Source organism: Chryseobacterium capnotolerans, from assembly GCF_021278965.1.
In the GTDB taxonomy this organism is placed as follows: Bacteria; Bacteroidota; Bacteroidia; order Flavobacteriales; family Weeksellaceae; genus Chryseobacterium; species Chryseobacterium capnotolerans.
Map to the genome: position 1 here is coordinate 3136493 of NZ_CP065589.1, position 14626 is coordinate 3151118.

7 protein-coding genes and 5 pseudogenes are annotated in these 14626 nt (G+C 36.7%); 7 read left to right on the forward strand and 5 right to left on the reverse strand.

The genetic code is table 11. From position 1 onward, the window contains the following. The first annotated feature begins 78 nt into the window (after window positions 1-78). A complete protein-coding gene (locus tag H5J24_RS14980) occupies window positions 79-1110 on the forward strand; it encodes a bestrophin family protein (protein WP_068942275.1) in 1032 nt (343 codons plus the stop codon). A 74-nt stretch (window positions 1111-1184) separates the two neighbouring features. Here H5J24_RS14980 and H5J24_RS14985 read toward each other — a convergent pair whose 3' ends face one another. After that, entirely contained in the window at window positions 1185-1643 is a 459-nt protein-coding gene (locus tag H5J24_RS14985; protein ID WP_068942272.1) for an Lrp/AsnC family transcriptional regulator, read from the reverse strand. Window positions 1644-1799: 156 nt separating this feature from the next. On the opposite strand from H5J24_RS14985, the pseudogene H5J24_RS14990 reads away from it, so the two are divergent. Further along, window positions 1800-3027: pseudogene (locus H5J24_RS14990) on the forward strand (aminotransferase class I/II-fold pyridoxal phosphate-dependent enzyme). Window positions 3028-3428: 401 nt separating this feature from the next. On the opposite strand, the gene H5J24_RS14995 reads toward H5J24_RS14990, so the two are convergent. Both H5J24_RS14995 and H5J24_RS15000 read right to left on the reverse strand, forming a co-directional pair. After that, window positions 3429-4436, reverse strand: coding sequence for a glycosyltransferase family 2 protein (locus H5J24_RS14995; protein ID WP_068942270.1), 1008 nt, complete (start codon window positions 4434-4436; stop codon window positions 3429-3431). Window positions 4437-4643: 207 nt separating this feature from the next. Beyond that, window positions 4644-5809: pseudogene (locus tag H5J24_RS15000) on the reverse strand (THUMP domain-containing class I SAM-dependent RNA methyltransferase). Between the two features lie 137 nt (window positions 5810-5946). Here H5J24_RS15000 and H5J24_RS15005 point away from each other — a divergent pair. Beyond that, complete coding sequence (locus tag H5J24_RS15005; protein ID WP_068942266.1) at window positions 5947-6672, forward strand: class I SAM-dependent DNA methyltransferase; 726 nt, start codon at window positions 5947-5949, stop codon at window positions 6670-6672. Window positions 6673-6674: 2 nt separating this feature from the next. Further along, a pseudogene (locus H5J24_RS15010) lies at window positions 6675-7381 on the forward strand (ZIP family metal transporter). 82 nt (window positions 7382-7463) lie between these two features. On the opposite strand, the gene H5J24_RS15015 reads toward H5J24_RS15010, so the two are convergent. Together H5J24_RS15015 and H5J24_RS25670 are read right to left on the reverse strand one after the other, a co-directional pair. Further along, window positions 7464-8867 (reverse strand): OmpP1/FadL family transporter, encoded by a 1404-nt coding sequence (locus tag H5J24_RS15015; RefSeq protein ID WP_068942264.1) that lies wholly within the window; start codon window positions 8865-8867, stop codon window positions 7464-7466. 34 nt (window positions 8868-8901) lie between these two features. Beyond that, window positions 8902-9978, reverse strand: coding sequence for a prolyl-tRNA synthetase (locus H5J24_RS25670; protein ID WP_068942263.1), 1077 nt, complete (start codon window positions 9976-9978; stop codon window positions 8902-8904). 143 nt (window positions 9979-10121) lie between these two features. On the opposite strand from H5J24_RS25670, the pseudogene proS reads away from it, so the two are divergent. The 3 genes and pseudogenes from proS to H5J24_RS15035 all read left to right on the forward strand — a co-directional run bounded on the left by proS (window position 10122) and on the right by H5J24_RS15035 (window position 14497). Then, window positions 10122-11598, forward strand: a pseudogene (gene proS, locus H5J24_RS15025) (proline--tRNA ligase). Between the two features lie 115 nt (window positions 11599-11713). Further along, window positions 11714-13045 (forward strand): OmpA family protein, encoded by a 1332-nt coding sequence (locus H5J24_RS15030; protein ID WP_068942259.1) that lies wholly within the window; start codon window positions 11714-11716, stop codon window positions 13043-13045. Window positions 13046-13158: 113 nt separating this feature from the next. Then, a pseudogene (locus tag H5J24_RS15035) lies at window positions 13159-14497 on the forward strand (Nramp family divalent metal transporter). Window positions 14498-14626 lie beyond the last annotated feature (129 nt).

Consider the following 14626-nt stretch of genomic DNA (forward strand, 5'->3'; position numbering starts at 1 on the left):
TTATAGCAGGCATTCTCCGATAAACTCTAAAAAGTTTGGTACTTATTTTGTCTGTACACGCAAAACACATTCATCTTTATGATCACTACAAAATACGTCAATTATAAACAAGTTCTCAATCTGTCCGGTGTACATCTTATCTTAATCTCTATCTGGTGTACATTGATTGCTGTACTTTTTTACTTCTTCAACTGGCATTGGATGACTATCCCGTGGGTTCCGGTAGCACTTATAGGTACTGCAGAAGCCTTCTTAGTAGGTTTTAAAAACAACCAGGCTTACGACAGGCTTTGGGAAGCACGAAAAATATGGGGCGGCATTGTGAATTCCAGCCGATCATTTGCATCTATGGTACAGGCTTTTGATACCAAGAACGAAGAAATAGGTATTTTTGATCTTGAAGATCGCAGGAAAAAGATTATCAACCGTCATATCGCATGGTTATACACTTTCCGTGAGCAACTTTTAGTTCCTACAGAATGGGAGCATATCAGCAGTGAAAATAATAAATTCGGAAATATCAATCTTAGAAGAAACAGATTGATTAAAGCAGGTTTTCCTGATTATGGGAGAGCTCCTATTTTCTTGCATAAATACCTTTCAGAAGAAGAATATGAACTGAAAAACACTTATAAAAACTTTGCAACCTACCTGATCTCCCAACAGGCGAAAGATATCAATGAGTTAAAAAACATGAATGCCATTACAGATTTTAATCAGACACAGTTACAAAACAGTCTGAATGAATTCTATGGTTTTCAAGGACAGGCAGAAAGAATCAAAAAATTCCCTTCTCCAAGACAGTTTGCGAGTACGGCATTTGTTTTCAACATCCTTTTTATCACCTTACTTCCTCTTGGGCTCGTGAATGAATTTGCAAAATTGGGTGACTGGGGAATATGGACCTCTATTCCTTTCTGTATTATTATCGGATGGATTTATATTATCATGGAACTGGTGGGTGATTATTCTGAAAACCCTTTTGCCGGGTTAATGTTTGACGTTCCAATGCTCTCCATCTGTAGAACTATCGAAATTGACCTTCTTCAAATGACTGGAGAAACAGAATTACCAGATCCTATTGCTTCTAAAAACGGAGTGCTGGTTTAATAATGAGTGATCTGTAATGAGTGATCTACAATGAGTAATGATAGAAGACTCGACTAGTAGTTTCATATAATTTCTTACAAAATAATTGCTGTTGTATTTTTTACTTCAGAAATCATAAATGAGCTGTGCGTACTTGCGATGTGCTGAAGCGTCGTAAGTTTCGTCAGCATAAAATTCCGATAATCCTCAATATCCTTTACTCCTATTTTAAGGATATAATCGTAGTCTCCGCTTACATGAAAACATTCCGTTACTTCCTGGAGGTTCATCACTTCTTTTTCAAACTGCAGAACAAATTCTTTTTTATGCTGCGTTAGTTTTATATGACACAAAATGATAAAATTACGCTGAACCTTACTTTTATCCAATAAGGCTACATATTTTGAAATTACACCGGCATTTTCAAGTTTTTTAATCCGTTCATAAATAGCAGTAACCGATAAACCAAGCTTCCCGGATAGCTCTTTGGTAGTTTGCTTACAGTCTTCCTGCAAAAACAGCAGTAGTTTTTTATCAATATCATCAAGTTCCATAGATAAATTTTTGGTGAAAAATTAATATTTCCGAAGATAGCAATTATATTTTCTAAATAAACAACATTCAGCAGTTTTATAATCTATAAATTCAAATATATGTTGTAATAATTAGGAAAATAGTGCAAATTAGGCTGGTAAAATAAAAAAATGCTTATGGAAAAATTTAACGCAGCCAACGAGATCCAGGATCTTCAGTATTTCGGCGAATTTGGAGGAGTAAACCCTTCTATTTCTGACAGTTCCACCTATACCTTCCTTTCTGCAAAAACTATGTTTGATACTTTTGAAGGAAATGCGGAAGGATGTTACCTGTACTCCAGACATTCATCACCTATGAATCTTTATCTGGCCCAGGCTTTAGCTAAAATGGAAAATACAGAGTCTGCCAACGTTACAGCATCCGGAATGGGAGCTATCACTTCGGTTTTGATGCAGGTATGTAAAAGTGGTGACCATATTATTTTCAAGCAGAACTATTTATGGAGGAACCTATGCTTTCCTTAAAAACTTTTTACCACAATTCAATGTAGCGACTACTTTTGTGGATATCAATAATTTTGACTCTATAGAAGCTTCTATTACTCCCAATACAAAAGTGATCTATTGCGAAAGTGTAAGCAACCCTCTACTTGAAGTAGCAGATCTTAGAAAGCTTTCTGAAATCTGTAAAAAGCATAATTTAAAACTGATTGTAGACAATACATTCTCTCCACTTTCTATTTCTCCACAATTATTTGGAGCGGATGTTGTGATCCATAGTTTAACAAAATTCATCAATGGAAGCAGTGATACTGTCGGAGGCGTATATTGCAGCTCTCAGTCATTTATTGATGATACTAAAAATGTAAACTCCGGGGCATGTATGCTATTGGGGCCTACAATGGACAGCTTAAGAGCATCCAGCATCCTTAAAAACCTGAGAACCCTTCATATCAGAATAAAACAACATAGTCACAATGCTCTCTATCTTGCGGAAAGATTTGAACAGGATGGTTTAAAAATATCTTATCCGGGATTACCTTCTCATAAAAATCATGAACTGATGAAGAGCATGATTGATGAAGAGTACGGATTCGGAGGATTATTAACACTGGATGCAGGAACTACAGAAAAAGCCAACGAACTAATGGAAATGATGCAGACTGAAAACCTTGGTTATCTGGCGGTAAGCTTAGGTTTCTATAAGACCCTGTTCTCTTGCTCAGGAAAATCTACTTCATCCGAGATTCCGGAAGAAGAACGTGCATCAATCGGTATTTCTGATGGATTAATCAGATTTTCTATCGGCTTGGATCACGACATCAAAAGAACCTACCATAAAATGAAAGAATGTATGCTGAAAGTAGGAGTTCTTAACCATGAAAACATCTCTATATCCTAAATTTTATTGTACAAAAGAAGGCTATTTCCTTGAAACAGCCTTCTTTATTTTTATTTCAGAGCTCCAATACTGTTTTTTACTATAACTAATCTGTGAGAGTTAGAAGCAACCTTGCAATGTCAAATATTTTTAGGTTTTAGCTAAAGCCAATGGAATTTTTGCTTTTATTGTAAATGGACTAAAGTCCATTTCTATTGAATCCATTTTTATGTACTCAATAATAAAAATACATTTTATCATTCCAAAATAGGTAAAAATCTGCGTAATCCGTGAGAAAATCTAACCACCATCAATTTTATTGGAGATAAAATCCTACTTGCGCCTTATAACATACAGTATAAAAAATCTCCGCGCCTTAGCGTTTTCCAACAAAAAGTTGAAAGGAACCCCAGAGCAGGCAGCTAGTTATTTTTGTAATAATGATGTGGAAACGCATCCTCAGGCTTCATCCTGAAAACATTCAACAGAACCCAGGATTTCAGGAATCCGTATCCATAAGAAAACATCTGAATATAGGTAGAAATCACCGCCATTCCGGCAATACTGATATTCTTAGTCAACAATAAAGCATGGAAAAATACCAGAAATGTATACAATCCATAGAAAGCAAGAATAAATCCTTTTCCTAAAATAAAATATTCCATAAATCCCATGATATATCCTAACATAAATAAAGTAGGAAATGCAAAGGATATTTTTACATAGTCCGGATGCCTTTGATTAAGAATCGGTCTTGCACAGCCAAACTGATACACCTGCTTGGAGAATTTCCCAAAGTCTACTCTACGTTTATGATACACTGCAATATCATCAAAAAAAGCAGTAGTAAATCCGTTTTCCCAAAGGGTCATCGATAAGTCCGGATCCTCTCCTATTCTCATTTCAGAAAAACCGCCTACTTTCTCAAAAACCGCTTTTTTCACCCCCATATTAAAACTTCTGGGCTGAAATTTTGAAACCGCTTTCTTGCTTCCTCTGATTCCTCCCGTCGTAAAAACAGAAGTCATGGAATATGAAATTGCTTTTTGCATCAGATTAAAACCCTTATGAGCTTTATCTGCTCCTCCAAATGCATCACATGGAATGATCTGAATATCTTTTTTAATATGTTCGATATAATCCTTTTCAACAATCACATCACTGTCTACAAATACCAGCCATTCATGAGCAGCTCTCTTGGCACCATAATTTCTAGTAAGCCCCGGCCCGGAATTATCTTTCCTGAAATACTTAATATCGAGAATCTCTTCGAAATTCTTGATGGTAGGCTTCAGATCAATAATTGAACCATCATCCACGATAATAATTTCAAATTCTTTATCAGTCTGTTGAGTCAAAGAAGTCAGCAACTCGAAAAGTTCGTCCTTTCGGTTGTAAATGGCAACAATAATGGAAATACTAGGCTTCAAATTGAAAATTTTTCAAAATTACTGATTCGGAAAGGAAACCACAAACAGTTTAACAGCTTGTTCATGGAAATTAATATAATTAGAATAGGCTGTATTAAATAATGCAGCCTATTCTATTTCTTTTTTCTCTTAGATCCAGTAAATATAAGATCTAAAAGATCAAGAATAAAGTCTATGAAATCAAAAACATTCCAAGACATACGATACTTAGGATTTATCCTCTAATTTATGAATCTTTTTCGTTCCTTCATACATTTCGTACTGCAGGAATCTCGTCTCCAGCTTTCCATTGAACAGTTTGATCTTTCTTGAAGGACGTAAACCGATTTTCTTCACGGCTTCCAGATCAGAGGAAATCAACCATGCTAAAGTATTTGGATAGCTTGTTTTAAACGTATCTCCTATCTTTTTGTAGAAATCATCATCATTGATAGAAATTCTTTCATCATATGGTGGGTTAAATACCATCAATAATGGGAAAAGTTCTTTCTTAGAATCAAAGAAATTCTGTTTTTTGATCTCTATTACATCTTCCATTTCTGCCGCCTCCACATTCATTCTGGCTGCATTCAGCATTCTTGCATCAATATCATACCCTACAATCTTTCCATCAAACTGTCTCACTCTATTGATTCTGAATTCTTTGATTTTCGAGAATAAATCAGCATCATAGTTTTTCCAGTTTTGGAATCCGAATCTTTTCTGAAGATCTGAGCCGGAAGATCCATTGCAATCATCGCTGCTTCAATGAGTAATGTTCCGGAACCGCACATCGGGTCAAGGAAGTTTCCTTTTCCATCCCAGCCTGCCAATTGCAGCATTCCGCTGGCTAAAACCTCGTTAATAGGGGCTTCCCCTTGTTCTCTTCTATACCCTCTTTTGAATAAAGCATCACCAGAAGAGTCCATAGAAATCATCACCAATTCTCTGTCGATATGAAGATGGAACTTAATATCCGGATTTCTCGTCTCTATATTGGGACGTCTTTTATATTTATCCTGAAAATAATCTACAATTGCATCCTTCATTTTTAACGTCACAAACTGAGAATGTTTGAAAGTTTCAGAATTTACCGTAGCATCAATAGAAAAAGACTGATCTACATCCATAAATTCATCCCATTCAAATTTAAATAACCTGTCATAGAACTGATGCTGGTTGAAAGCCTTAAACTGATGAATAGGAACCAAGATTTTCAATGCCGTTCTTGCAGAATAATTGATCTTATAAAGAAACCCAAGATCTCCTTCACAATTCACGGCTCTATTTTTAATTTCAACCTTTCTCCCGCCTAATTTCTTGATCTCTTCTGCCAGAATTTGCTCTAATCCGAAGAATGTTTTGATCTGTATTGGTAGATTTTCTATATCCATAATTTTGAATTAAAAGTTTTAAAGCATTAATAATTAAAAGATTAACTACCCAATTCATTACTCAATTGAATTTTTCAATCTTTCTATGTTGTAAAATACTTTGCTTTTAAGACCACAAATTTAGTTATTTTTGCATTATGGAATGGTTTGAATCTTGGTTTGATACCCCTTATTATCATTTGTTGTATAGCAACAGAGACTATACTGAAGCTGAAAACTTCATTACAAAACTTACTGCGGATCTACAGCTTCCGCCTCAATCCAGGATCATTGATCTTGCCTGTGGAAAAGGAAGACATTCTGTTTTCCTCAACAAATTAGGGTACGATGTTTTAGGTCTGGATCTTTCAAGACAAAGTATTGAATCTGATAAACAGTATGAAAATCAAACCCTGATTTTCCAGGTTCACGATATGCGAAACCCCATTGATGCAGATCCGATGGATGCTGTTTTCAATCTTTTTACCAGTTTCGGTTATTTTGACAATGAAAATGATGATAAAAAAGTTTTCCAATCAGTATATAATGTACTAAAACCTGGAGGATATTTTGTTCTGGATTACCTGAATGAAGAATATGTAAGAAACACCCTGGTGCCCGAAACCATTATTACCCGTGGAAATATTGATTTTAAGATTCTGAAAAAAATCGAAGGCAGACACGTTATTAAAGATATTCATTTTGAAACAGAGGGCCAGTCTTTCCATTTCTTTGAAAAAGTGAAACTTCACACATTGGAAGCCATCCATGCTTATGCTTCGGATTGTGGTTTTGAAAGAATAAAAATCTGGGGCGATTATCAGTTGAATGAGTTTAATAAAGAAACTTCTCCACGTTGCATCAATTTATTTAAGAAAAAATAATGATAACAGTACTTTTACTGATTTTAAGTGTAGTTGCCGGAGTGTTTCTGGGGAAACACTTTGGTAAAAAGGAAAAGCTGGCTAAAAATCTATTGGTATTAAGTGCTGGCTTCCTGATTACAATCTGTCTGAATGAAGTTTTCCCTCAGGTATATACTTCTTCAGCAAGCAGCAGTCTGGGAATATTCGTCATTGCAGGAGTTCTTCTGCAAATGATTCTGGAAGCGCTTACCAAAGGTTTTGAGCATGGACATTTCCATCACCACAGTGAACATAATATTCTACCCATGGCTTTAATGGTAGGACTTTTTATTCATGCATTTATTGAGGGAATTCCCTGGCCAATGAAGAACATGAGTTATCACCTTACCTTTTAGGGATTGTGTTTCACAATCTTCCTATCTCATTTATCTTGGGCGCATTTTTATTCAATAGAAAAGGAGAATCCAAAAGCTCTTCAACTTATCCTTCTCTATTGATCGTTGCTCTTTTTGCATTAGCTTCTCCTATGGGAATGTTATTGGGGAATTATTTCAACCCGGACCTTCAGCCCTATTTTCTGGCTATTGTAGGTGGAATTTTCCTTCATATTTCATCGGTGATTATTTTTGAAAGCAATAAGAATCACAATATTGATTGGGTCAAAATTGGACTTGTCGTATTAGGTGTTTCTCTTGCTCTGATGATGCACCTTTTCCACCATCATTAAAAAATTTATTTTAAAACATAAAAAAAGCTCTGAATTTTAAAATTCAGAGCTTTTATTTTTATTTCATCACATCAATGGGAAATTAGAATTTCCAACCAACGGTAAGGAAGAAGTTGTTTCTGCTGTTTTTAACTTCACTTACTGCATAAGCATCACTTTCATAGATAGATTTTGAATCTAATGAATAATAAGCACTGTCATAATCATTTCCAATAAGTCCTCTCATAAAAGGATTGCTGTACTTTGAACTTACATTTTGATAGGATGCATCAATATAGAATGATTTGAAGTCATACCCAATACCAAACGAAAGTAAGTTTCTATCGCTTAACATCATATTACTATAAGATTGATCTGCTACATTACCTGCATTATCAAATCTGCTAATCGTAAGAGCATCAACCGGATTGGATAAATAGGAATACCCACCTCTTAATCTTAGTTGCTGTACTCTATATTCGGCACCTACTCTTACTTCAGACATGTTTTTATAATTCTCTTTAAAGAAAGAATTCAGATCCCTTTCAACGTTACCATATACTTTATAATCCGGTTTTGTAAGACCTAGAGTATAATCTACGTTCAATGAGAAGTTTTTACTGGCAACAAACGCTGCACTCACCGTAGCTTTAAGCGGAGAAGTAAATTTTCTGTTTTCAGAACCTATCCCATTTCCATAATCCGGATTATTGTAAAAGCTGAAATCACGATCTATATTCCAGAATGTAGGGGTCTCAAGAGATGCTCCTAATCTGAAATTAGGACTTAATTTTCCAATTACCCCTATTGTAGCGGAGAATCCAGAGGATCTTTCTGAATAAGGAGTATCCTGTCTGTCAAAAACATCCACATAATTATTTTTATTCATCTTTAAGCCCAATCTATCATACTGATCTACAGTAGCATTGAAAAAATTCAATCCTGCTCCAATATATACACTATGATTATAATTCGCTCCAACACCGAAACTCATCTTGGATAAATTTCCGTATCTTGAATAAGCATGTCCGTCTAATGTAGCAGCACCATCAGGTAAAGAAGCTGTTATATTAGCATTTCCGGGAGTCTGTATAATATTATCAAGGGATTGATTTGAAAAATTAACCCCGATATTGATAAATTTCCATGCCGACTCAGTCATTAATGGAAAAGCAATTACACCTCCCGCATTTCCTAAATCACCTCTTGTCTTGCTAAAATCCATTTTATTTCCACCTAAGGAAGAGCTATTTTTATTCCCTATAACGGATAAGGTTGCAGAAACTTCTCCTGAAATAGCAACTCCTAAACCTGCCGGGTTAGTCAGCAATGAATTCGCATCACCTCCCAATGCTCCGTTAGCACCTGCCATGGCATTAAACTTGGCAGATCCCACCATAGGAGTACTAGAATAAACATCTACAGTATTTCTTATTAATGAAACATCTTGAGCCTGCGCAAAAAATGCAGCAGAAATACCCATTAATACTAAAGATTTTTTTAACATTATTTTTTTAATAGTTTTTTAATGAAGTTGAATATTATCTGAAGCCACCGGATCTGAAGCCGCCACCCCCGCCGGATGAGCCACCTCTAAAGCCGCCACCGCCGCCTGATGAACCGCCAGATCTGAAACCACCACTGGAATTATTAAATCCGCCATTGTTTCTAAAACCTCCGGAATCACCGGATCTGAAACCTCCATTATATCTTGGCTGTTGAGGCGCAGAATTACGGAATCCACCTGAATCTGAATTCCTGAAACCGCCATTTGAATTTCCGTTTCTAAATCCACCAGAGCTTCCATTTCTGAATCCGCCGTTTTCATTTCTAAAACCACCTGAATTTTCATTTCTGAAGCCACCGGAATTAGAGTTTCTAAATCCATTAGAATTTCTGAATCCGTTGTTATTTCTAGCAGTGTTTGTTCTGTATACAGCATTACTCATTCCTGAGCCGCTGTTACCGCTTCTCATATAAATTCTGTTATGTCCGCCCCAATAGCCACCTCCGTAGCCCCAGTAAGGGTTTCCATAATACCCACCCCAGAATGGATCATAGTATCCGCCCCAGTATGGAGAATATCCATATCCCCAATATGGGCTTCCCCATCCGAAAGAGCCTCCCCAGCCCCAACCGAATGATCCGCCCCAACCCCATGAAAGACTAGCACCCCAGCCCCAGCCACGGTTCCAGCCCCAGTAAGGATTATATCCTCCCCAGCCCCAAGGAGATCCCCATCCCCATGAGTTGTCATAATAATTGGTTTGAGAGCCTGCATACATCCCCCAATCAGAGTTGGTTGCATTTCCCCAATTAGGATCTACATCGCTCCATTCGTTATATTTATTTTGCTGTTCTCTGGAATTCGTCTGTGCATTCTGAATAACATTAGAATCCTGATAGTAGTCGTAGTAATCTCCTACTCTGTTTCCGCCACCATTAATGATAACTCCTTCTGGCAGCGTATCCTTATTGGGGTCATAATATACCCCATCTGTCTCGCTATACCCTCCCATCTGAGCACCACAAGACATAAGCAATAATCCGCCTGAGATTGCTAATATCCCTTTAGATTTTAGCAGCCCAAGCAAATTTTTATGTATATTTCTTTTCATGATAACGTAAAAATTTTTAATTTAAATTATATTTGCAATCTGTACCAAAAATGTACCAAATACTGATTAAAAAATCTATCAAAAATAGATTTTTATTTTTAGATAACAATAATGTGCAAAAGTTAAAAAAATTTTAAAAGATAATGGCAAAATTAACCTCAAGAAGCGAAGATTACAGCAAATGGTATAATGAGCTGGTTGTAAAAGCTGATTTAGCTGAAAACTCAGGAGTGCGTGGATGTATGGTAATCAAACCGTATGGCTATGCAATCTGGGAAAAAATGCGTGATGAAATGGATAAAAAGTTCAAAGAAACAGGTCACGTGAACGCATATTTCCCGCTTTTTGTGCCCAAGAGCTTATTTGAGGCTGAAGAAAAAAATGCAGAAGGTTTTGCAAAGGAATGTGCGGTAGTTACTCACTACAGATTAAAAACAGATCCTAATAACCCTTCAAAATTAATCGTAGATCCGGATGCTAAACTGGAAGAAGAACTTATCGTTCGCCCTACGTCTGAAGCAATTATCTGGAATACTTATAAAAACTGGATCCAGTCTTACAGAGATCTTCCTATCCTTATCAACCAATGGGCTAATGTTGTACGTTGGGAAATGAGAACCCGTCTGTTCCTTAGAACAGCAGAATTCTTATGGCAGGAAGGACACACAGCTCACGCTACAAAAGATGAAGCTGTAGAAGAAGCTGAGAAAATGAACAAAGTCTATGCAGATTTTGCAGAAAACTTTATGGCAATGCCAGTAATTCAGGGATTAAAAACCCCTTCTGAAAGATTTGCAGGAGCAGATGAAACCTACTGTATTGAAGCATTAATGCAGGATGGAAAGGCTCTTCAGGCAGGAACTTCTCACTTCTTAGGACAGAATTTCGCAAAAGCATTTGATGTAAAATTCACCAACAAAGAAGGAAAAAATAGAACATGCATGGGCTACATCTTGGGGAACATCTACCCGTTTGATGGGTGCTTTAATTATGACTCATTCTGATGATTTCGGATTGGTACTGCCTCCAACTCTGGCTCCAATTCAGGTAGTGATTGTTCCAATCTTTAAAGGAGAAGAGCAATTGGCCCAGATCAGTGAAGTGGCTTTAGATATCCAGGCTAAATTAAAAGCTAAAGGTATTTCTGTGAAATTTGATAATGACACTCAGAACAAACCAGGATGGAAATTCGCTGAATATGAATTGAAAGGAGTTCCGGTAAGAATTGCTATGGGACCAAGAGATCTTGAAAACAATTCTGTGGAAATTGCAAGAAGAGACAACCTTACGAAAGAAGTTCGTTCTATTGAAGGGATAGATACCTATATTGAAGAGTTACTAAAAACCATTCAGCAAGATATTTATAACAAAGCCTTTGAATTCAGAAAAAACAACATCACCAAAGTAGATACTTACGAAGAATTCAAGAAAGTTCTTGAAGAAAAAGGAGGATTTATCTACGCACACTGGGATGGTACCGCTGAAGAAGAAGAGCAGATTAAGGACGAAACGAAGGCAACAATCAGATGTATTCCTTTAGATGATGATATTGAAGAAGGTATTTCTTTGATTTCTGGAAAACCATCAAAGAGACGTGTATTATTCGCAAAAGCGTATTAATAATTTTAACGATTTTAGGAAATTTCGTTAATTTTTCAACAATTATTGAAAAAAAATGACATTTGGACGGATTTTTGTTTAAATTTATCTCAACATTAATCTAAAAAAATTTATTATGTCTTTAAATGTCATTGATTTAATTAAAGGACAATTAGGTCCCGCTTTGGTTTCACAGGCTGCATCACAGTTTGGAGAAAGCGAATCCGGAATTTCTAAAGCAATTGGTGGCTTATTACCCGCTGTAGTAGGTGGATTAGCCAATAACGCAGACAATCCTGGTGTTGTGGATGCTATTACGAAAGCCTCTTCAAGCGGAATTTTAGGAAATTTATTAGGTGGGTCATCTAGTAACCCTATTATTACCAATTTATTATCTTCTCTTTTTGGAGATAAAGTAGGCGGACTAGTTAATTCCATTGCCAGTTTTTCAGGAATCAGCAACAATTCTGCAGGTTCTTTGTTAAACCTGGTTACCGGGGCTACAGTAGGCACAGTGGGAAAATATGCAGCAGACAATAATTTGGGTGCTTCAGGTATTTCCAGCTTACTGAATGATCAGAAAGGCATTATTTCTTCTTTACTGCCGGCAGGACTTTCTTTAGCTTCCTTTGGATTAGGAGCTGAAAATTGGTTTGGTCAAGCGAAAGAAACAGTTTCTTCAGTAACTTCTACTGCTAAGGATAACATCGCTGAAGGTGTTGCTACAGCAAGAGAAAATGTAAGTGAAGGAGCAAGAGAAATAAGAGAACAATTTGAAAATAACAACAATAATAATCAAGGCGGAGGCTCAATCTGGAAATGGTTGCTTCCGCTTTTATTATTAATCGCCGCTGGATATTTCCTTTGGAAACAATGTGAGAAGAAGCAAACAACGACAACGATGTCTTCTACCTCAGACTCTACGGGAATGTCTGTAGATAGTGCCTCCACAACATCTTCTACTCCAGCTTCTACTGCAACACCTGCAGCTAAAACGGATGAAAACATCGACCTTAATGGAGTAATGCTGAAAGGATACAAAGGCGGTATGGAAGACCAAATGATTTCATTCCTGAAAACTGATGGATACAAAAATGCGGCAGATGATGCAGCATTGAAAGACAAGTGGTACGATTTCGATCATGTAAACTTTAAATTGGGCAGCTCTACTGAATTAGAGGCTGGATCACAAGGACAGTTGGATAACTTAGTAGCTATTCTTAAAGCTTTCCCTGATGCAAAAATCAAAATCGGTGGATATACTGATAAAACAGGAAATGAAGCCTCTAACGTAAAACTTTCTCAGTCAAGAGCTGATTTCATCAAAGCTGCTTTAGCAAAAGCAGGAGTTGGAGCTCAGGTTCTTGGAGCAGAAGGGTACGGAAGTAAATTTGCTAAAGTAGATGCAAAAGCTTCTGATGCTGAAAGAGCTGCAGATAGAAAAATGTCTGTAAGATTCTCTAAATAATCTTTAGAATCAATAAAAATTGAATCCCGGAAAGTGATTTTCGGGATTTTTTTATGTCTTGGTTTTTGTGTTTACATTTATTTAATTAAATTTGTTAGTCATTTCTAACATTTATGAGTTTCAATTTAAAAAGCGCCTGGCGAAAAGATAAAACATCCCACTCTTTATCAGAAGTTTATTCTTCTATTAAAGTCCCTAAAAAAGCCAGCTTCTGGAGAAAATACCTTGCATTTGCCGGGCCCGGACTAATGATTGCCGTAGGATATATGGACCCCGGAAACTGGGCAACAGATATTGCCGGAGGGGCTCAGTTTGGTTATACCCTACTTTCAGTGATTCTTATTTCCAACATTTTTGCGGTGGTTTTACAACATTTATCCGTTAAACTTGGCGTGGTAGCAGAAAGAGATTTGGCGCAGGCCTGTAGAGATCACTTCAATCCTACTACCAATTTCATTCTCTGGGTATTTTGTGAAATAGCCATTGCCGCCTGCGACCTGGCAGAGGTTATTGGTTCAGCAATAGCATTAAATCTTTTATTTCATATTCCTCTGACCTGGGGAATTGTAATTACAACAGTAGATGTATTGATCATTCTTCTCCTTCAGGCTAAGGGTTTCCGATGGATTGAAAGTATTGTAGGTGGACTTATTTTTGTAATCCTCGCCTGTTTTGCCTATGAAATTGTTATTTCCAAGCCTGCTTTTAATGAAATTCTGGGCGGATTGGTTCCCCAAAAAGAAATCATTCAGAATCCGGCTATGCTTTATATAGCGATCGGGATTTTAGGAGCTACTGTGATGCCACACAATTTATATCTTCACAGTAGTATTGTACAGACAAGGGATTATACCCGTGATACAGAAGGTAAAAAAGAGGCGATTAAGTTTGCGACTTTAGACAGTACAGTGTCTTTAATGCTGGCATTCTTTATTAATGCTGCCATTTTAATTCTTGCCGCTGCAACATTCCACACTACAGGTAACGAACATGTAGCGGATATTCATGATGCTTACAAGATGTTAACCCCTATTTTAGGAGCTTCAATGGCAAGCATTGCTTTTGCGATTGCCTTATTGGCTTCAGGACAAAATTCAACGCTTACAGGAACCTTAGCTGGCCAGATCGTGATGGAAGGCTTTTTTAAATATCAAACTAAAGCCATGGCTGCGAAGATTAATTACAAGACTTATCGCAGTGATTCCAGCCTTGATTGTTGCTATTCTTTATGGAGAACAAGGAACGACAGAATTATTGGTTTTAAGCCAGGTAATTCTATCGATGCAGTTAAGTTTTGCAGTAGTTCCATTAGTCATGTTCACCAACGATAAAGCTAAAATGGGTGAGTTTGTGAACAAGCCACTCCTAAAGGTTTGTGTATGGGGTATCACTATTATTATCATTGTTTTAAATTTATATCTGCTGTATCAGACGTTTACAGGAGAGCAGTAATTGATTTCGGGATTTCGGGATTCAAGATTCCGAACACCACAGTTCAAAGCTCAAGTTTTAAGATTAAAACTTGAGCTTTTATTTTTGCCTCAATCCCTTGTCTCTCCTTTTTTTGTTTACTATTCATTT